The organism is uncultured Actinomyces sp. (assembly GCF_963526355.1).
Classification (GTDB): domain Bacteria; phylum Actinomycetota; class Actinomycetes; order Actinomycetales; family Actinomycetaceae; genus Actinomyces.
In genome coordinates this window covers 15,645-33,431 of sequence record NZ_CAUROW010000023.1, presented here as the reverse complement: position 1 = coordinate 33,431, position 17,787 = coordinate 15,645, and the positions used below count along the sequence as shown (strand labels likewise).

Genomic DNA, 17,787 nt, shown 5'->3' with positions numbered 1-17,787 from the left:
GTCTCAATGATCGCTACGGCCCCTACACCCTGGCGCTGATCGAGACGATCCTGCGCCTGGCTGACTGGAACGTCTCGCAAGAACTGGAGCAGGGACATGAGTAGTGCTGAACACCTTGATGAGTCTGCCGAGTACCGACTGACTGCGTTACCGGGGTACCGGGCGGCATACGTCCTGGCAACCTGGGGGCTGGTGTCCCTCCTCCCGGGTGCAACGCTGCGCTTTGAGGGGGAAGGAGTCCCCGTCGTCGGCTATAGCGGAGGTCAGGATGAGTTCGTGAGCGTAGCCGCTCGCGGCCTTGTCGAACGTACCTGGAGGCTTGAGGATCGTGTACTTCATGGGATCACGACGACGACGCCCACGCGATCTGCGGTCAACGCCCTGGCACATGCCGACTGGCAGGCAGCTGCAAGTACAAGCGACCTCAGCCAATGTGGAGCGGTGGCGGTCTTTGATGCGTCCTCGACGTCGGCCGAGCAGTCGAAGATTCCGAGGACGCAGGATCTCCACGTCCGGTCCTCAGCGTTGACCCTGCTCAGCGGCAGGAGCCATACCGCCAAGTCGGTGCAGGACACCTGGAGGCTCATGGGTGCGTCACTGGTCACTGCGGATGACGCTGTCGCTGCGGGGGCGGCACACCTTGACCGACTGGTGCACGGCGAGATTGCTGTTGCTCGGGCCAAGCCGGGGCTGCGCTTCTCCGCCAGTCAGGTGACTCCGCGTATTACCAGCGGATCCGAGGAGTGCGATGTGTACCCGCTCGTGGATCTCCTGGCCTTCTGCGGGCACTTGCTCCTCCAGCCGTGGCAGTGCGAGATGAAGCGAAATAGTCCGGCCAAGGCTCTCTCCTGGGTGCTGCATCCGGTTCCCCTTACGGTGGAGGCGATCATCGATCTGCACGAGTCTCCGCCGCCTGAACTGCCGTGGCGACGGTGGACGTCCCCCATTCGTGGCACCGGAACCACGTCCAAGGTGACATCGTTCGCGCCCGCCTACCGAGAGGTATGAGAGAGAAAGAGGTGACAACAGCCCATGTCTGATCAGATCGCAGTCCTTCCGCTGGCACAGGCGCTACCGGACCTAGGAACACCGGATGCGGTCCATCGGCTTGCCATGTCGTACTTGCCGGATCTCAGAGGCGCTTCGCGGTCGATTCGCGCAGACCTCGGCGTCCTGTACCGCCTGGCCCTACCAACCGAGTATGGCGGGCAGAAGGGTTCCCTGGTCATCAGATTCCGGGCCGATCTCGATCTGCCTGGAACGCAGGCCATCGAGGCGCCGTCAGGGTTTGCCGTCGGTCAGCGCTTCACTGTTCGAGTGGTGGCCGAGAAACGCCATGCCGACGAATCGGGAAAGAACCGCGTCCGGGCTGTCCTCGATGAAGAAGCTGATGGTTGGGCGGTTGGTTTGCTGAAGCGTCATGGTCTGACAGCCAGTGAATTGACGGTCTCACCGAGGTGGTTCGTGGGCCGGCGAGGTGGACGCTCCTTCACTCTCCGGGACCTCACCGGCACTGTGAGCAGTATCAGTGAGGTTGGGGCATCCGCCTACCACCAGGGCATCGGGAGGGGGAAGGCCTACGGCTACGGAATGCCCTTGGTGCTGTGACGACGTGGATGAGGACTGTGCTCGACCAGTATGGCAATAGATGCGTAGATAAGGAGAATACTGTGACTACTGCTCAAGAATTTCGCTCCACCATCGGTGATCTCATGGATGATGATGCGGTGGCCGGAATCAGCCTTGCCGGTGAATATGACTCATTGGCGGGAATGACCGTGACACCGCCGGCGGGCACGATCCGTCAGAAGGGTGAAGTTGTCGGCTTCTTTGAAACCGTCGATGATGGGAAGGCGGCCACGATTGATACGTGGGGGTCCCAGGCCTCGCGGTGCGAGGTGCTTCTCGCTAGTCGCTTCAGAGGAGGAACCTCCACACTTGCCGAGGTTCTGGGATTCCCTATGGTGGTTCTTGTTGACGAGGAGGGTGAGGTGCTGACCACCTCCGTCGAGCTCTCGCACCGGCAGGCCGATGCCACGTGGAGGCTCATACGGAAAGAGCTCACCGACAAGGGGGTCGATTTTGAGGGAATCCAAAATGCCACCCGCTCCCAGCCGGATGCCCTGCTCACTGGATTCCCCACAGCGATCCCCTTCGGATGGTGGCACTCGCAGACGAAGCGCTCCCAGAAGGCTGTTGATGAAGCCAACAAGGGGGGGAAGAAAGGTGGGGGTAAGGATGCTCGTGAGCTGAATGCGACGCGGGATGAATTTCTTGGTTACTACGTCATGAATCCTGCGGAGTCGCGTTCTGCGAGACTGTTCACATCGGAGATTATTGCGACCGGTGTGTCTGAGCGCCGTCGTATGGCTGGGAAAACGGATCCGCTCTTCGCTGCAGCCAGTAATAAAACGACGATTCGGGGAGTAAAGCTTTCCGCTCTGGGAATTGGGTCGTTGCCTCCGCTTGATATTTCTGAGGCTCCATCAGATTTAACGTACGACTCTATCGTGGGGAAGGCCTTCTTCTCCCTCGCGGGGTTGAGGACATTCGCTTTCTCTCGCCCGGAGCCTGCCCGAGCGCTGGTGGTCAGCCTGACCCTGCTGCTGTACCGACTGCTTCAGGAACGGCTGGACCTGCGCGCAGGGGCGGAGCTGCGTCTGCGCGAGCCGGGCCTCGAGGTCATGGTCGAGAGGCACGGAGCCCCCTCCGAGGCTCTCACACTGCCGGAGGTCGACGAGCTGGTGGACCTCGTGCGTGACCTGGGCCAGGAGATCGGTTGGAACGGCGCCACCACGGTCACGATCGCCCACGATTCCCCGCTGGGAAAGATTATTCTGGACGTTGATGGGCGCAAGACTGATGGACGCAGCGATGAGTGAACTGACCGTCACGGCCACGTTCCCCCTTGGAGAATTCAACGCGCATGATGGAGAGGGGCGCGCTGAATGGCCGCCGGCTCCAGCGCGGGTACTGGCCGCGATGCTGTCCGCCGCCCATGGCCTGGGAGAAGGCGTCTCCGAGGTCGAGGTTCTCTTTCGATGTCGTCCTCCACGGATCACCGCCCCTCCGGCCGGCAAGCGTCAGATCGGTTATGGCCGATGGGTACCCGTCAACAACGAGGTGAAAATGGCCAAGGACGGTTCACCGACCGGAATCATCGACCGTAACGATCGACTGCTGGAGAAGCAGGCGAAAGCTCCCGAACGCGGCATGATAGTGGGAACAGATCCGAGCGACGTCGTACGCTGGACTTTCGCTGCCGACGACAGTGCCGATCTCGGTGTCCTGCAGAAGGTGGCGCGGTCCGTGGAGTACCTCGGGCGTCCGACCTCACCGGTGCTGCTCGACGTCGTCGACGGTGCTGTCGAGGCGCCGCCGCACTATTCCTGTTGGGAACCGGACCCGCTGGGCTGGATTCAGTTGCGCGTGGGAACGGAAGGACTCCTGGCCGCTTTGGATGCGCGAGAGGAGGAGCGGCGCCGCAGCACCGTGACGGGGACGCATCCGTATATGAGCGTGCGACCCACCGCTCCCTATCGGCTCGTGGGTGCGCAGTCCGGTGACGGCGCTGCGCCTGATACTCGGGAGCTGCTGCGCACGTGCTCGCTCTACCGCATGCCCCACAGTGGGAGGGAAGGTGCAGCTCTGGTCCATGCGGCCGATGCTGCTCTCGTCATGGAGCAACTGCGAGACTCCCTTGAGGGAATCGGCTGGATGCTGCCACTCATCGGCGGGCTGGGCCGCCGTCACCTGCCCGTCCTGCGGGGGGTGCTCGTGACCGGGGGGCCTCGGCTTCCCTCCGTGGGACTCGCGGTGAGAACGGGGGTGGTCGAGGCCAGACTCGCTGAGACCAGGACAATGGCTTCCCTGCCGCGAGTTCTGCGGGCTGCCACGGCTCCTTCGTCGCAATGGACCACCGTTGTGTCGAGGGTGGGTGAGCCTGAACGCATCATGCGCATGCTGAAGGAACGCGCCTCGGGGCTCGGCTGCAGACTCGTTGAGGCTGAATGTCACTCCGAGTCACGAAGCGACGGAGGTATCGATGTGCAGGAGAACAACGGGCGCTGGCACGTCTCGGTCGCCTTCGACGCGGTGGTGCCCGGGCCGGTTGTCTTCGACGGCACGCTCATGGTTCCCCTGGGGGCCACCACCTTGGCAGTGAACCCACGGCGACCCCGAGCCGACTAACATCGCAGGTAAGCAAGTGTCAGCCCCGCGCACGCGGGGGTAGAGGCGCGCCGCACGACGACTTCGGGCTGATGATCTCGTCAGCCCCGCGCACGCGGGGGTAGAGGGCGGAAGAGTGGGCTCTACGCGGCCGGTATCGAGTCAGCCCCGCGCACGCGGGGGTAGAGGGGACGAGGACGTCGCCGCGGCCACCGCGATGGTGTCAGCCCCGCGCACGCGGGGGTAGAGGGCGCGGCGCTCGCCAACGCGGTGCGGCAGGCGGGTCAGCCCCGCGCACGCGGGGGTAGAGGGATCTCCGTTTGGTATCGCCCCGACGCCCGCAGGTCAGCCCCGCGCACGCGGGGGTAGAGGCACATGCCTGTCAATGGGAAGCAGGATGCCAAGGTCAGCCCCGCGCACGCGGGGGTAGAGGGCGCAAGCCCAAGGCAGAGCCGGAGCCCGTCGAGTCAGCCCCGCGCACGCGGGGGTAGAGGCCGCTCGACGTCGGCGAGCGTGAATGCCTCGGCGTCAGCCCCGCGCACGCGGGGGTAGAGGGTGAGCGTCCCCGGACGCGATGACGAGGTGAAAGTCAGCCCCGCGCACGCGGGGGTAGAGGGACGGAGACCGAGATCGTATCCGGTGACGCTACCGTCAGCCCCGCGCACGCGGGGGTAGAGGCGCTGCGGCGGCGTAGGACTTGCCGGACTTCTCGTCAGCCCCGCGCACGCGGGGGTAGAGGGGAACACCAATGACCTGCCCATTCACCGCCGACGGTCAGCCCCGCGCACGCGGGGGTAGAGGGGTTGGGACTGCGAAGTCTGGTCGTGGTCGCGAGTCAGCCCCGCGCACGCGGGGGTAGAGGGACCCTCGGGCTGACCTCGGCCCCGCTCGTGATGTCAGCCCCGCGCACGCGGGGGTAGAGGCGACGTCGCTCTCACTACCCAGATCCGGGTGGCGTCAGCCCCGCGCACGCGGGGGTAGAGGCTCGACGCCGATCGAGCGCCGCCCCAGATTCCTGTCAGCCCCGCGCACGCGGGGGTAGAGGCAACCGCTTCGCCGCCGGATGCACTGACCTCAGGTCAGCCCCGCGCACGCGGGGGTAGAGGTTTAGCTGGGTCGCTACCGATCACCTCGGGCATGTCAGCCCCGCGCACGCGGGGGTAGAGGCTGCTCGGCCAGGTCGTAGAACACCTGGCCGCCGTCAGCCCCGCGCACGCGGGGGTAGAGGCGCCGTCGGGAGCGGATGGCTCGGCCATACTCTCTGTCGACTATCTGGTCGGGAGTCCGTGATCGGTTGGAGCGCCCTGATCCGCCCGCTCCTCAATGGGCCGGGACCTCGAAGGTTCCGACCCGATCCGCGATCCCCGCGGCCAGGTCCTCGATCATCCCGGCGTCGTGGAGACGATCCCGCCAGCTCTCCGGGATTCCGCTGCGCCCGTACAGCGCCCCCGCCAGCTGCCCATAGATGGCCCCGACGGTGTCGGCGTCGTCGCCCAGGTTCACGGCCAGCAGCGCACCTTCGAGGAAGTCGTCGGTTCTGACGAGGGCCCACAGCGCCGCCTCCAGGCTGTGCAGCACATATCCCGACGACGAGATCTCGTCGCGTTCCTTGACCCGGTAGGAGCCGCTCAGGATCGCCGCCAGGTCGGGACTGGTCACCTGCTCGGCCAGCTCGGCGGCCAGCACGCACAGATCCGCGCGTGACGCCCCCTCGATGGCGGCCACGATGAGTCTGCCGTAGGCCCCGCACGCCTCGACGCACTCGACGGCGGGATGGGTGGTGCGGGAGCTGTCGGCGCAGAAACGCCCAGCGGCCTCGGGGTCGTCGCAGAAGGCCATCGCGACCGGTGCCAGGCGCATCAGCGACCCGTTTCCCGCGCTCATCCCACCGACTGCCTCGCGGTAGGGCTCGCCGGTGACCTCGAACTCCTCCAAGGCGGCTCGGGTCTGGTTGCCAATATCGAAACACCGGCCCGTGCTGCTGAAGTAACCATCGCGATACCAACGGACGAAACGGGCCAGCTGGTCGCGGGGATCGTAGGCCCCGGTCTCGATCAGGCTCGCTGCGATGCACAGCGCCATCGACGTGTCATCGGTCCACTGCCCGGGCGCCAGGTTGAACACCCCGCCGCCCACCATGTCAGTGACGGGCGGGAAGGAGTCGCGAGCCTGAAACTCGACGGCGGTCCCCAGGGCGTCGCCCACTGCCAGCCCCAGGAGACTGCCCAGAATTCGATTCTCATTCATGGGGTCACGGTACAGAGGGTGACCGGAGAATGACCGGAGAATGATGGTCCACGGGGAGGCCACCCGGTCCGGGACCGGGTGAACCGGCTCCGGCCGGCTCCCCGCCGGGATCCCGCCGGTGACCCAGCGCCCTACTTGTTGGGCGTGCGGCCCAGGGTGAGGTAGCCGGGCAGCGTCTGGTCCTGGCCCGCACTGGAGAAGCGCAGTGGCTGGCCCGACGCCAGCGGGTTGACCACACGCACCAGGATCGTGTTCTCACCGGCCGGGTCCTGCGGCAGCTGGCCGGAGAAGGTCTGGGTCTTACCGATCTCGATCTTGCGCAGGTCGCCGCTGAGCGTTGCGCGCCCCACCTCCGTCCCGGTCGAGCTGTTGATGGCCACCGCCTCCACTTTCCAGTTGTAGTAGAAGGGGGCCACCCCGTTGTTGGCGATCTGCACTTCGATCTTGCCGTTGCGCATCCGCCAGCGCGCCACCGACAGGTCGTAGCCGGTCTCGGCGGAGGTCTGCACGGCTCGCTCACGCTCGGTGCCGCTGAGCGTCGTCGTGAAGGCCCAGTTGTCCACCAGCCAGCTCGCGTGCGTGGCCTTGATGGAGGCGGTCATGTCCACCGCGCCGCCGTTCGAGCCCGAGGCCATGCAGCTGCCCGGGCTGCGCACCGAGCACTCCTGGATTCCCGGGTAGACCTCGCCGCCGATCGGGTAGTGCTGCCAGGCCTGGTCCGCCTTCGCCTTCTTCAGTAGCGGCAGGAAGTGCCAGTCGGCGGTGTCCATGGTCGCGTAGCCGAAGGAGTCGTCGTGGTAGCCGACCCTGCGTCTGGCCGTTTCCGCTGATGGGTAGCGCGCCAGCGTCGGTGTCACCTGGAAGGTGCTGTCCCAGGTGTCCACCAGAATGTTCTGGTTCGCCGTCGACGGCATCCAGTTCTCCCCGGAGGGGTTCTCCCCGGAGACCTTCCCGTCCATCGGCCAGGTGTGCCCCTCACCCCAGAAGCCCACGAGGCCGTGTGTGATGAAGGCCAGGCGTGGATCGCCGTCGTACTGCCGGGCCAGGGCCGAGATGAAGCCGGTGAGCGTCGACATCATCTCGGGGGCGTTGTAATCGGGGGCGAGCGACTGGCCCGGCGCATTGCCATTGACCGTGTACTCGTGGGTGGTGACCGTCTGGGAGCTCAGCAGGTAGGCCGGCATGCCGCTGGGACGCCCGGGGTAGTCGACGTAGAAGCGCAGCACTGCCTGGTGCCCGCGCGAGGCGATGGCGTCGAGATGCGACTCGAGCGCGGTCCACGAGTAGGTGCCCGGCCCGGTGACGACGTCGCTGAGTGGCAGCGTCAGCCATTCCATCGTGTAGGGCGGGGCCGATTCGGGCAGCCCCGGCGGGGTGGAGGCGTCCGACGGCGCGAAGGGCATCATGCCCTTGAGCGGGTTGGCCTCTGGACGGCTCCCGGCCGAGACCTCGGTCCAGACCCCGTCGCAGTCGCAGGCCCGGAACCCGGTGGCCAGGGACACGACTGCGATGAGCGCCACAATGATGGCGCTGAGCCGCGGTCTGCGGCCACTGCGGAGCCGATCGAGCAGCTGGTGGCTCAGGGAGTGGGAACGGCCTCCGGCCGGGGTGCGCGAGTCCTGCGCGGCCCGGAGGTCGGAAGTCGAGGGGGCGTCGTTCGGTGATTTGATCATGAAAACTTGTAGGTAGGGGCCTCGATGTTAGGATAACCCTACCGGTCGTCTGGCCGATCTTCCTGTGCTATCGCTGACAATGTGTCGGGCTGACAGTGCTGGGAGTGCTGTGGACTCATCATTGCACGATGGTGTGAAAAATCGGTGGCGCCGCTTCCACGGCCTGTGCCGACACCGTTCTGTCGAATGCTGGCGGGTGGTCGGGGAAGGGGTGGCGAGTCATATGGGACGTGTGCGGGGCGTGGTCGTCGCCGGCTGGGATGAGATTGCCGCCGCGCGTATAAGCGGCAATGATGACTCCGTGCGCGTCTTCAATTTCTCCGCCGGTCCTGCCCAGCTCCCCCTGCCCGTTCTCGAGCAGGCCGCCTCCGAGCTCACCAGCTGGGGCGGATCGGGGATGTCCGTTCTGGAGGTCTCCCACCGCGGGGCCGACTTCGTGGCCTGCGCGGCCGACGCCGAGGCCACTCTGCGTCGCCTCCTGTCCGTCCCCGACAACTACCGCGTGCTCTTCCTCCAAGGTGGGGCCAGCGCCCAGTTCGCCGGTATCCCCCTCAACCTGACCGCCCCCGGTGACACGGTCGCCTACCTCAACACCGGCCAGTGGTCCGCCAAGGCCATCAAGCAGGCCGGCGCCTACGAGCTCGACGTCGTCGTGCCCGCCGACGAGGCCTCCTCCTCCTACACCACCACCCCCGAGCCCGGCTCCTTCACGGTGCCCGAGGCGGCCCGCTACCTGCACTACACGCCCAACGAGACCATCGGCGGCGTCGAGTTCGACTACGTGCCCGAGGCCGGTGAGGTCCCGCTCGTGGCCGACTTCTCCTCCACGATCCTCTCGCGGCCCATCGACGTCTCCCGCTACGGCCTCATCTACGCCGGCGCCCAGAAGAACATGGGACCATCGGGCCTGGCCGTCGTCATCGTGCGTGAGGACCTGCTGGGGCACGCCCGCCCGGTGACCCCCACCGTCCTGGACTACCAGAAGATGGCCGACGCCGACTCCATGCTCAACACACCCCCCACCTTCGCCATCTACCTGCTGGGGCTCATCGGCCACTGGATCGAGGACGTCGGCGGCCTGGAGGCGATGGCCGAGCGCAACCGCGCCAAGGCCGAGCTCCTCTACAGCTTCATCGACTCCTCCGACTTCTACGCCAACCCGGTTCAGAAGCGCTCGCGGTCCTGGATGAACGTGCCCTTCACCCTGGCCGACCCGGCCCTTGACGCCGACTTCCTGGGCGGGGCTCAGGCGGCGGGCCTGACCAACCTCAAGGGCCATCGCTCCGTGGGCGGTATGCGCGCCTCCATCTACAATGCCATGCCGATCGAGGGCGTGCGCGCCCTCATCGACTACATGACCGACTTCGCCGCCCGGTCCTGAGCGCCCGCCGCCCCGCCCTGCCTGCTAGCCCGGCTGCCCGCCACAACCCTCCTCAACCCGGACCGCTCTGAAGAAAGTACCTCCGTGACCACCAGCAGCGTTGACCACAAGTTCCGCATCCGCACCCTCAACGCCATCTCCGGGGCCGGCCTGTCCCGCCTGCCCGATGAGTTCTACGAGGTCGGCGGCTCCGTCGAGGAGCCCGACGCCCTCCTGGTGCGCTCGGCCAAGCTCCACGACACCCCCATCGATGACTCGGTCCTGGCCGTGGCCCGTGCCGGCGCCGGCACGAACAACATCCCGGTGGACACGCTCACCGAGCGCGGCGTGCCGGTGTTCAACACCCCCGGCGCCAACGCCAACGCCGTCAAGGAGCTGGTCCTGGCGGGCCTGTTCATCGCCTCGCGCAACCTCATCCCGGCGGCCCGCTTCGCCCACACCCTTGAGGGCGACGACGCCGAGATCGCCAAGGCCGTCGAGGCCGGCAAGAAGCAGTTCGTCGGTTTCGAGCTTCCCGGCCGCACGCTCGGCGTCATCGGGCTGGGGGCCATCGGCGTACAGGTGGCCAACGCCGCCCTGGGGCTGGGACTCAACGTCGTCGGCTTCGACCCGGGCATCTCCGTGGAGCACGCCTGGCACCTGAGCGCCGAGGTCGAGCGGGCCGACTCCATGGAGGAGGTCTTCCGCCGCGCCGACATCCTCACCGTCCACGTGCCCCTCATCCCCGCCACCCGCGGACTGGTGAGCACCCAGCGCCTGGCCCTCATGAAGGAGACCGCGGTGCTGCTCAACTTCGCGCGCGCCGAGATCGTCGACACCGACGCCGTCGTGGCCGCCCTCGACGAGGGCATGCTGCGCGGCTACGTGTGCGACTTCCCCTCCACGCAGGTCCACAAGCACCCCAAATGCATCTCCCTGCCCCACCTGGGCGCCTCCACCAAGGAGGCCGAGCGCAACTGCGCCATCATGGCCGCCGACTCCCTGCGCGGCTTCCTCGAGGACGGCCAGGTCCACAACTCGGTGAACTTCCCCGAGGCAGTCATGACGCGCCAGGAGGGCACCCACCGCTTCGTCATCGTCAACCGCAATGTGCCCAACATGGTGGGTCAGGTCTCCACGATCGTGGCCCAGTACGGGCAGAACATCGCCAACCTGCTCAATAAGTCACGCGGTGAGCTGGCGGTGACGCTGGTCGACGTCGAGGGCGAGATCGATCTCAAGATCCTTAACGACCTGCGCGCGATCGACGGCGTCCTGTCCGCCCGCGGCATCTGAGCCGGCATCCTTCGCGGCCGGGGACATCCGGCCGCGCGGAGTGTTCTCGTGCTCTGGGTGCGGCGGGACGCCGTCGTACGGGTCATCGAGGCCGGTGCTGTGGGCTATCTGCTTAAGTACTCCGCCTCTGAGGAGCTCGACGCCGGACGTCGCCGGGTCATGGCCGGCGAGTCCGTTCCGTCCCCGGGGCGCTTGCCGAGCTGCTGCGCTATGTGCGCTCCCGGACGACGGCAGTGGCACCGACGCCGACCCACGATGCCCGTGCCGAGGAGCATGAGCGCGCCGTGGCGCAGGCCAAGCAGGCTGCTGCCGGGCTCAGCCGGCGCGAGCTCGACGTCATCGCGGCGGCCGCCGAGGGACTGACCACCGAGGAGATCGCCAGCAGGCTCTACATCTCGGCCTCCGCTGTGAAGACCCACCTGCACAGCGCCCAGGACCGGGTGGGCGCGCGCAACCGGGTGCACCTCGCGGTCCTCGCCGAACGCGCCGGCCTACTGGGGTAGGTGCGGACGCAGTTCTGATCGGCTAGGGCCGCTCCGAATGGAATGTCGGATTCGGAGGTATCTAGGGACTCTCGGACGCACCTTCGGCCTCGCTGACTGTGCCCGCGACGTCCGTAGTCGAGGGCTAAGGTGCGTCCACGACGAACCAGGTGCTTGACCGCGCCCCTGGGATCGTTACTTGGCGACGTACAGGGTGACTTCCTTACCTGTGATCTGCTCCCCCTGCCGCGGGTTGGAACTGATGACCGTGCCTGATGGGAGTGATGGATCGCTGGGCTGCTGCTTCTCCACCTTGACCTTGAGGCCACGGGCCTCGAGGTCGGACTGTACGGCCTTGGAGTCCTTTCCGTTGACATCTGGCATCGTGTTGTTGGGATCTCCCGCCGCAGACCCGCTCGGCGTCGGCGTGGCAGCCGCTCCGGTGGAGAAGTGCACGGTGATCGTGTCTCCCGCAGAGGCGCTGGAGCCTGCGGCCGGGTCGGAGGAGACGGCCTTGCCCCGCTCGACGTCGGAGGCGACGTCGTCGCCGCGCTTGAACTGCAGGCCGGCGTCCTCGATGGTCTTCTTGGCGGTGGCCTCGTCCTGGCCGGTCACGTCGGGGACGGAGGCCTTACCGGTGGACACCACGATATCCACTGTGGTTCCGCGCTCGACGGAGGTGTCTGCCAGAGGGTTGGTGTAGATGACCCGGTCCTTCGCAACCGTGGCGGAGTCCTCCTGGGTGACGTTGCCGGCCTCGAGCCCGGCGTCCTTGAGAGCCTTGCGGGCATCACTCTGGGACTTGCCCTCCAGGTCGGGAACCTTGACCATGGCCGAGCCGGTGGAGAAGTGAACGGTGACAGTCGAGCCGGACGCGATCTTGGTGCCCTTCTCCGGGTCCGAGGAGACGGCCAGGCCCGCGCTGACGGTGTCATTGGCGACCTCGTTCTTGGCGAACTTCAGGCCGGCGTCCTCAATGGTCTTTCTCGCCGAGTCCTCGTCCTGGCCGCTGACGTCGGGCACGTCCACCATGGTGACGGTCGCACTCGGCGTCGGGGTCGGCCGGGGGTTGAACGCCCCGGAGGCCCACCGACCGGCAACGACGGCCAGAGCCACGAACAGGAGGAACACGAGCACCCAGACCCAGGTGTGACGCTTGGGCTTCTCCTCGGGCTCCTCGGAGTCCTTCGCCGCAGGTGCCGGCGAGGGCTCGGAGGGCACCTGGGTAAAGGCGGACGTGGGTTGGACCGGTGCCGCGGCGGGAGACGCCATCACGGAGGTCGCCGGGGACCAGGAGTCCGCGGCCGGAGCGGCCACGGACATTCCCCGGGCGGCCGCCTGCAGGTCGGCGCGCATGTGGGCGGCGTCCTGATAACGGTCCTCGCGGCTCTTGGCCAGCGACTTGAGGATCACCCGGTCCAGAGACTCGGGGACGTCCGCGGCCAGCGAGGAGGGGCGCTTGGGAATCTCCCGCACGTGCTGGTAGGCGATGGCCACCGCGGAGTCGCCCTGGAAGGGGGGCTGACCGGTGAGGAGCTCATAGAGGAGGCAACCGGTGGAGTACAGGTCTGAGCGGGCGTCCACGGACTCGCCGCGGGCCTGCTCCGGCGAGAGGTACTGGGCGGTGCCCACCACCGTGTGGGTCTGAGTCACCGTCGAGGCGGAGTCCTCAATGGCTCGGGCGATGCCGAAGTCCATGACCTTCACCGCACCGGTGGAGGTCAGCATGATGTTTCCGGGCTTGATGTCGCGGTGGACGATCCCCACCCGGTGGGAGTACTCCAGGGCGTCCAGGACGCCGGAGACGATCTCCACCGCCTCCGGGATCGGGACGGCCTCGCCCTCGCTGAGGAGCTCGCGCACGGTGTGCCCCTCGACGTACTCCATGACGATGTAGGGCACCGTACGGCTGGCGCCGCCGGGCTGAAGGAGCTCCTCCTCACCGGAGTCGTAGACGGCGACGACGGCGGGGTGGTTGAGTGCGGCCGCGGACTGGGCCTCGCGGCGGAAACGGGCCTGGAAGGTCGGATCACCGGCGATGTCCGAGCGCAGCAGCTTGATGGCCACGACCCGCGACAGGCGGGTGTCGTAGCCGAGGTGCACCTCTGCCATACCACCACGTCCGATGAGGTCGCGGATCTCGTAACGGCCCGCGAGGACCTGGGGGAACTGACTGGTCACAGTACCTCCTTGACAGGGATGCTCAGCATCAAGGCTGGCACGACCTGATGCGCATGGGCAAGCGTACCCGTGCTGTGTGGGGTGAGGATGACGAGGATCAAGATGAGGACTCTCAGGGTCAGCAGGTTGAGGCCGAGGAAGGAGCGGCCGGAGGCGTGCCGGGCGGTGCGCGACGGCGTCGGCTCCTCGGCCGCATGACGTCCGGGACGCGCCGTGGCCGACTGCGGCAGTTCACGGGTCCTCGGACCGCGGCGGCCCGTTGCCTCCCAACTGAGCGCCTCACGGGGGTCCCAGGCGTCGGTGGGCAGGTTCACCACCGCCCGATCCAGGGCGCGGGCCACCTCGCGTGCCGAGTGCGGGCGGTCGGCCGGCTTCTTGGCGAGCAGCTTGAGGACGATGGCGCGCACCTGGGGCGGGACGGCGTCGGGAAGAGTGGGAACCTCCTCGTTGACATGGGCGAAGGCGATGTCCACCTGGGTGGCACCGCTGAAGGGACGGCGTCCCACCAGGGCCTCGTAGGCGATGATGCCCAGCCCGTAGAGGTCCCCGGCTGGAGTGGCCATGTTGCCCATGGCCTGCTCGGGGGCGAGGTACTGGGCGGTGCCCATGACCATTCCGGAGGCCGTCAGCGGGCGTTGGTTGATTCCCGTGGAGATGCCGAAGTCTGTGAGCTTGGCCAGGCCCTCTCGATTGATGAGGATGTTGGAGGGCTTGATGTCCCGGTGGACGACGCCGGAGTCGTGGACGACCTGGAGGGCACGGGCCACCTGCGCCAGGACCGGGAGGATCTCGGCAGGGGCCAGAGTGCCCTTCTCGGCGATGATGTCGGACAGGGCGCGGCCCTGAACGAGTTCCATGATGATCCAGCCGGTGCCATCCTTCTCCCCGGAGTCCAGGACGACGGCGAGATTCGGGTGGCGCAGGCCCTTGGAGTTCTTGGCCTCCGCACGCAGGCGGGACAGGAAGATCTCGTCCCCGGTCAGCTCGGGCCGGAGGATCTTGGCGGCCACCGCCCGACCCGAGCGCAGGTCGGTGGCACGCCAGACCTGGCCCATGCCGCCCAGCGCGATCTGCTCCACCAGCTCGTAGCGGCCCTGGAGCTGGAGTCCGGCAACGGGCTTCACCGGTCCACCGCCGCGTCGATGATCTGGGCTGCGACGGGGCCCGCCACCTTGCCGCCGGTGGCGTTGTCCTGGGTGTCGGCGTTGCCGTCGAGCACGACGGCGAGTGCGATCTGGGGCTTGTTGATGTCTGTTCCGGCGAAGCCCGCGAACCAGGTCGTGGGGCCGGTGTCCGAACCAGTCTCCGCGGTGCCGGTCTTACCCGCCACCTGGACCCCGGCGACCTGGGCATTCGTGCCCGTGCCCTCGGTGACAGCGGTCTGCATGAGGGAGGACAGGGACTTGGCGGTGGCGGAGTCGATCGGGGTGCGGGCCACCTTCTTGGAGGTGGTGCTGACCTCGTTGAGGTCGGGGTCCAGGGTGCGTGAGACCAGGTAGGGGGTCATCTGCTCGCCGTCGTTGGCCACGGTGGCAGCCACCATCGCCATCATGAGCGGAGTCGCCTGCACCGACGCCTGACCGATGCCGGCCATTGCCGTCTGCGCCTGGGAGTCGTTGTGCGGGTAGACCGAGGGGGTCACCTTCAGCGGAATGGAGAGGTCGGAGTCGAAACCCCAGTTGTGGGCCTCCTTGGCGAGTTCCTCCTCACCGACGTCCATGGCCAGCTGGGCGAAGGGCGTGTTGCAGGACTGGGCGAAGGCGTGGGAGAAGCTCGTCCTCCCGCCGCAGGACTCCCCGCCGTAGTTCTCCAGGGAGTGGCTGGTGCCCGGCAGAGTGATGGTGTCCGGGGCGTCCACCTCGGCATCCGGTGTGATCTTGCCGGTGCGCAGTGCCGCAGCGGTGGTGATGATCTTGAACGTGGACCCCGGCGGGTAGCGGTTGCCGGCGATGGCTCGGTTGTCCAGTGGCCGGGAGGAGTCCTCGCTGAGGGTCTTGCTGGCCTCGTTGGCGGCGTTAGCGTCCTGAGAAGCGAAGGCGGAGGGGTCGTAGGAGGGGGAGGAGACCATGGCGAGGATGGCGCCGGTGGAGGGGTCCAGAGCGACGACGGCGCCCTCGCGCCCGGCCAGGGCGTCATAGGCCGCTTGCTGGATCTCGGGGTCGATGGTGAGCTGAACGGCACCGCCCCTCTGTGAGCCGCCCGTCACCAGGGTCTTGATCCGCGAGGAGAACAGGGAGGGATCGTCCCCGTTGAGCACCGAGTTGCCCGCTTGCTCCATGCCGGTCATGGAGGCGAAGGCTGGTGAGAAGTAGCCGGTCACCGGGGCGTAGAGCGGTCCGTTGGCGTAGACGCGCTGGTAGTCGTCAGATCCCTGACCGTTCTCGGACTTCTCGGTGCTGGCGGCGGTTGTCTGGTCGGCAAGCAGAATCGGGCCACGGTCGGTATCGAAGTCCCGGTTGACGGTGCGGGAGTTGCGCCCGTCGGAGTTGAGAGCGTTGTTGGAGGACCACGGCTCCCAGATGGCGGGACGTGCCAGCCCCTGGACACTGGTGACGGACAGGGACAACGCGGAGAACATGGCCAGTACCAGGAAGGCGACCTGGCGGATCTGTCGGTTCATTACTGCTGCCTCCTGTCGCTGTCATCAGTGAAGCCCGGGGCGCGCGAGGAGCGCAGTGTCCCGCCGTCCGGCTCGGTGAGGTGTGGAGGAGGTGGTGCCTGTGGGGCGACGGTGACCGTGGGTGCCGCATCGCCGGGGAGCCCGGCATCGCGCGGCGCGTGGTGCGGGTGGTGACCCTCGTCGGCGCCAGGGGCCTGGAAGGAGGGGCCGTAGCCGCTCGCGTCCCCGTAGTCCTCCTCATAGCCGACGGTGGGGTCGCCGGAGGCGGCCTCACCGAAGGACTCACTGACGGGTGTGTCGTCGCCCCCGGCGTCCTGGACCCGACGGCGCAGGGATGTCGGCAGCTCGGCGGTGTCGATGATCCGCGGTGCGTGGGTGGCGGGGCGCCGGGCGGCGTCGGACAGGCGTAGCAGGAGAGCCAGGATGACCCAGTTGGCCAGGAGCGAGGAACCTCCATAGGCCAGGAAGGGCAGGGTGAGACCGGTCAGTGGGATGAGCCTGGTGACACCGCCGATGACGACGAAGATCTGTAGGGCGATGGCGAAGGACAGGCCCACGGCCAGGAGCTTGCCGAAGCCGTCGCGCAGTGAGACGGCGGTGCGCAGGCCTCTCTGGATGAGGACGAGGTAGAGCATGAGGATGGCGAGTGTGCCGGTCAGCCCCAGCTCCTCACCCAGCGAGGCGAAGATGAAGTCGGAGTTGGCGAAGGTGACGAGAGTCGGAGACCCCTTGCCCCAGCCGGCCCCCATGAGCCCACCGGTGGACATGCCGAACATGCCCGTCAGCAGCTGCCAGGATCCGCCGGCGGCGTTGTAGACGGAGTCGTCGGTGGCGTGGAGCCACCCGTTGATGCGCTGCTGGACGTGGTGGAGGTGCGTGGCCGCGAACCAGGCCGCCGGGAGGAACAGGGCCGCGCCGATGAGCAGCCAGGAGGGCCGGTCGGTGGCCACGTACAGCACGACGACGAACAGGCCGAACAGCAGCACCGATGAGCCCAGGTCCTTCTGGAGGACCAGGACGCAGATGCTCACACCCCACACGATGAACAGGGGGCCCAAGTGCCTCGCGCGCGGCAGGCTCATCCACAGGAACTTGCGGCCCGCCAGAGCCAGGTTGTCGCGGTTGGCCACCAGGTAGGAGGCGAAGAACACCGCCAGCAGCACCTTGGACAGCTCAGCCGGCTGGAAGCTCATGGGGCCGATCCGGATCCAGATCCGGGCGCCGTTGATGCTCTGACCGATGAACGGGAGGAATGGCAGGACGAGGAAGGCCAAGCCGGACCACATGGCCAAGCGGTCCCAGCGTCTCAGACGTCGGTAGTCGCGCAGCAGGAACAGGACGGCGCAGAAGAGGATGACGCCGAGCAACGTCCAGATGAGCTGCTTGGTGCCGACGTAGAACTGCCACTGCTCGTTGACCTCGTATGCCAGGTCCAGACGTTGAATCATGGCCAGGCCGATCCCGTTGAGTGCCACCGCTGCCGGCAGAAGGACCGGATCGGCCCATGGGGCGGTGTAGCGCACCCACAGGTGCATGAGGATGGTCAGACCGAGGAAGGCGCCCCCGAGCATGACGGTTTGTGCCGGCGAGGACCCAGTGCGGTTGAGGGCTGTGAGCACGAAGCCGCCCAGGCCGAGCACCAGGGCGAAGCCGAGCAGTCCTGCCTCCGCCCACCGGCCGGAGTGTCGTGCGGTACCGGCGGGCTGGATCGTGGCCACACCCGCGGGGGCGCCCATGGAGTCTGGAGCGGCAGCCATC

Annotated in this window: 13 protein-coding genes and 1 CRISPR repeat array; of the genes, 7 read left to right on the top strand and 6 right to left on the bottom strand. The window is 67.3% G+C overall.

The features are described from left to right. The first annotated feature begins 96 nt into the window (after positions 1–96). The 4 genes from RWR81_RS06970 to csb2 are packed head-to-tail and all read left to right on the top strand — an operon-like array spanning position 97 to position 4,191. Positions 97–1,008, top strand: coding sequence for a hypothetical protein (locus RWR81_RS06970; RefSeq protein WP_314456234.1), 912 nt, complete (start codon positions 97–99; stop codon positions 1,006–1,008). Positions 1,009–1,032: 24 nt separating this feature from the next. Further along, positions 1,033–1,608: a type I-E CRISPR-associated protein Cas6/Cse3/CasE gene (locus RWR81_RS06965; protein ID WP_314456232.1), complete on the top strand. Its 576-nt coding sequence runs from the start codon at positions 1,033–1,035 to the stop codon at positions 1,606–1,608. A gap of 17 nt (positions 1,609–1,625) precedes the next feature. Continuing rightward, positions 1,626–2,882 (top strand): type I-U CRISPR-associated RAMP protein Csb1/Cas7u, encoded by a 1,257-nt coding sequence (gene cas7u / locus RWR81_RS06960; RefSeq protein ID WP_314456230.1) that lies wholly within the window; start codon positions 1,626–1,628, stop codon positions 2,880–2,882. Next, positions 2,875–4,191, top strand: coding sequence for a type I-U CRISPR-associated protein Csb2 (csb2, locus tag RWR81_RS06955; protein WP_314456228.1), 1,317 nt, complete (start codon positions 2,875–2,877; stop codon positions 4,189–4,191). Before cas7u ends, csb2 begins: the two co-directional genes overlap by 8 nt. A gap of 18 nt (positions 4,192–4,209) precedes the next feature. Further along, positions 4,210–5,398: direct repeats of the CRISPR family, unit length 28 nt; unit sequence GTCAGCCCCGCGCACGCGGGGGTAGAGG. Between the two features lie 92 nt (positions 5,399–5,490). Here the strand turns inward: csb2 and RWR81_RS06950 are convergent. Beyond that, a complete protein-coding gene (locus RWR81_RS06950) occupies positions 5,491–6,417 on the bottom strand; it encodes an ADP-ribosylglycohydrolase family protein (RefSeq protein WP_314456226.1) in 927 nt (308 codons plus the stop codon). Between the two features lie 131 nt (positions 6,418–6,548). Further along, positions 6,549–8,090: a DUF4832 domain-containing protein gene (locus RWR81_RS06945; RefSeq protein WP_314456225.1), complete on the bottom strand. Its 1,542-nt coding sequence runs from the start codon at positions 8,088–8,090 to the stop codon at positions 6,549–6,551. 301 nt (positions 8,091–8,391) lie between these two features. On the opposite strand from RWR81_RS06945, the gene serC reads away from it, so the two are divergent. The 3 genes from serC to RWR81_RS06930 all read left to right on the top strand — a co-directional run bounded on the left by serC (position 8,392) and on the right by RWR81_RS06930 (position 11,249). Next, complete coding sequence (gene serC, locus RWR81_RS06940) at positions 8,392–9,471, top strand: 3-phosphoserine/phosphohydroxythreonine transaminase (protein WP_314456238.1); 1,080 nt, start codon at positions 8,392–8,394, stop codon at positions 9,469–9,471. Between the two features lie 84 nt (positions 9,472–9,555). After that, entirely contained in the window at positions 9,556–10,746 is a 1,191-nt protein-coding gene (locus RWR81_RS06935; protein ID WP_314456223.1) for a phosphoglycerate dehydrogenase, read from the top strand. Between the two features lie 233 nt (positions 10,747–10,979). Then, the gene (locus tag RWR81_RS06930; protein ID WP_314456221.1) at positions 10,980–11,249 is read left to right on the top strand and encodes a helix-turn-helix transcriptional regulator; all 270 of its coding nucleotides are present in this window, start codon (positions 10,980–10,982) and stop codon (positions 11,247–11,249) included. Positions 11,250–11,423: 174 nt separating this feature from the next. On the opposite strand, the gene pknB is transcribed toward RWR81_RS06930, so the two are convergent. From pknB to RWR81_RS06910, 4 genes are read right to left on the bottom strand one after another with little or no spacing between them, the layout of a single operon-like run. Further along, positions 11,424–13,409, bottom strand: coding sequence for a Stk1 family PASTA domain-containing Ser/Thr kinase (pknB, locus tag RWR81_RS06925; RefSeq protein ID WP_314456219.1), 1,986 nt, complete (start codon positions 13,407–13,409; stop codon positions 11,424–11,426). Beyond that, positions 13,406–14,533: a serine/threonine-protein kinase gene (locus RWR81_RS06920; RefSeq protein WP_314456217.1), complete on the bottom strand. Its 1,128-nt coding sequence runs from the start codon at positions 14,531–14,533 to the stop codon at positions 13,406–13,408. The genes pknB and RWR81_RS06920 overlap by 4 nt, the downstream gene beginning before the upstream one ends. Further along, on the bottom strand, positions 14,530–16,029 hold the full coding sequence (locus RWR81_RS06915; protein WP_314456215.1) for a penicillin-binding protein 2: 1,500 nt from the start codon (positions 16,027–16,029) through the stop codon (positions 14,530–14,532). The genes RWR81_RS06920 and RWR81_RS06915 overlap by 4 nt, the downstream gene beginning before the upstream one ends. Beyond that, positions 16,029–17,786 carry an FtsW/RodA/SpoVE family cell cycle protein gene (locus tag RWR81_RS06910; RefSeq protein WP_314456213.1) on the bottom strand — a complete coding sequence of 586 codons (1,758 nt, stop codon included), beginning with the start codon at positions 17,784–17,786 and terminating at the stop codon, positions 16,029–16,031. The genes RWR81_RS06915 and RWR81_RS06910 overlap by 1 nt, the downstream gene beginning before the upstream one ends. Position 17,787: the final 1 nt, after the last annotated feature.

Coding starts and splice junctions, on each gene's coding strand:
- RWR81_RS06910 (WP_314456213.1), bottom strand. CDS start 17,786: ATGGCTGCCGCTCCAGACTCCATGGGCGCCCCCGCGGGTGTGGCCACG.
- csb2 (WP_314456228.1), top strand. CDS start 2,875: ATGAGTGAACTGACCGTCACGGCCACGTTCCCCCTTGGAGAATTCAAC.
- RWR81_RS06965 (WP_314456232.1), top strand. CDS start 1,033: ATGTCTGATCAGATCGCAGTCCTTCCGCTGGCACAGGCGCTACCGGAC.
- RWR81_RS06945 (WP_314456225.1), bottom strand. CDS start 8,090: ATGATCAAATCACCGAACGACGCCCCCTCGACTTCCGACCTCCGGGCC.
- RWR81_RS06950 (WP_314456226.1), bottom strand. CDS start 6,417: ATGAATGAGAATCGAATTCTGGGCAGTCTCCTGGGGCTGGCAGTGGGC.
- RWR81_RS06970 (WP_314456234.1), top strand. CDS start 97: ATGAGTAGTGCTGAACACCTTGATGAGTCTGCCGAGTACCGACTGACT.
- RWR81_RS06915 (WP_314456215.1), bottom strand. CDS start 16,029: ATGAACCGACAGATCCGCCAGGTCGCCTTCCTGGTACTGGCCATGTTC.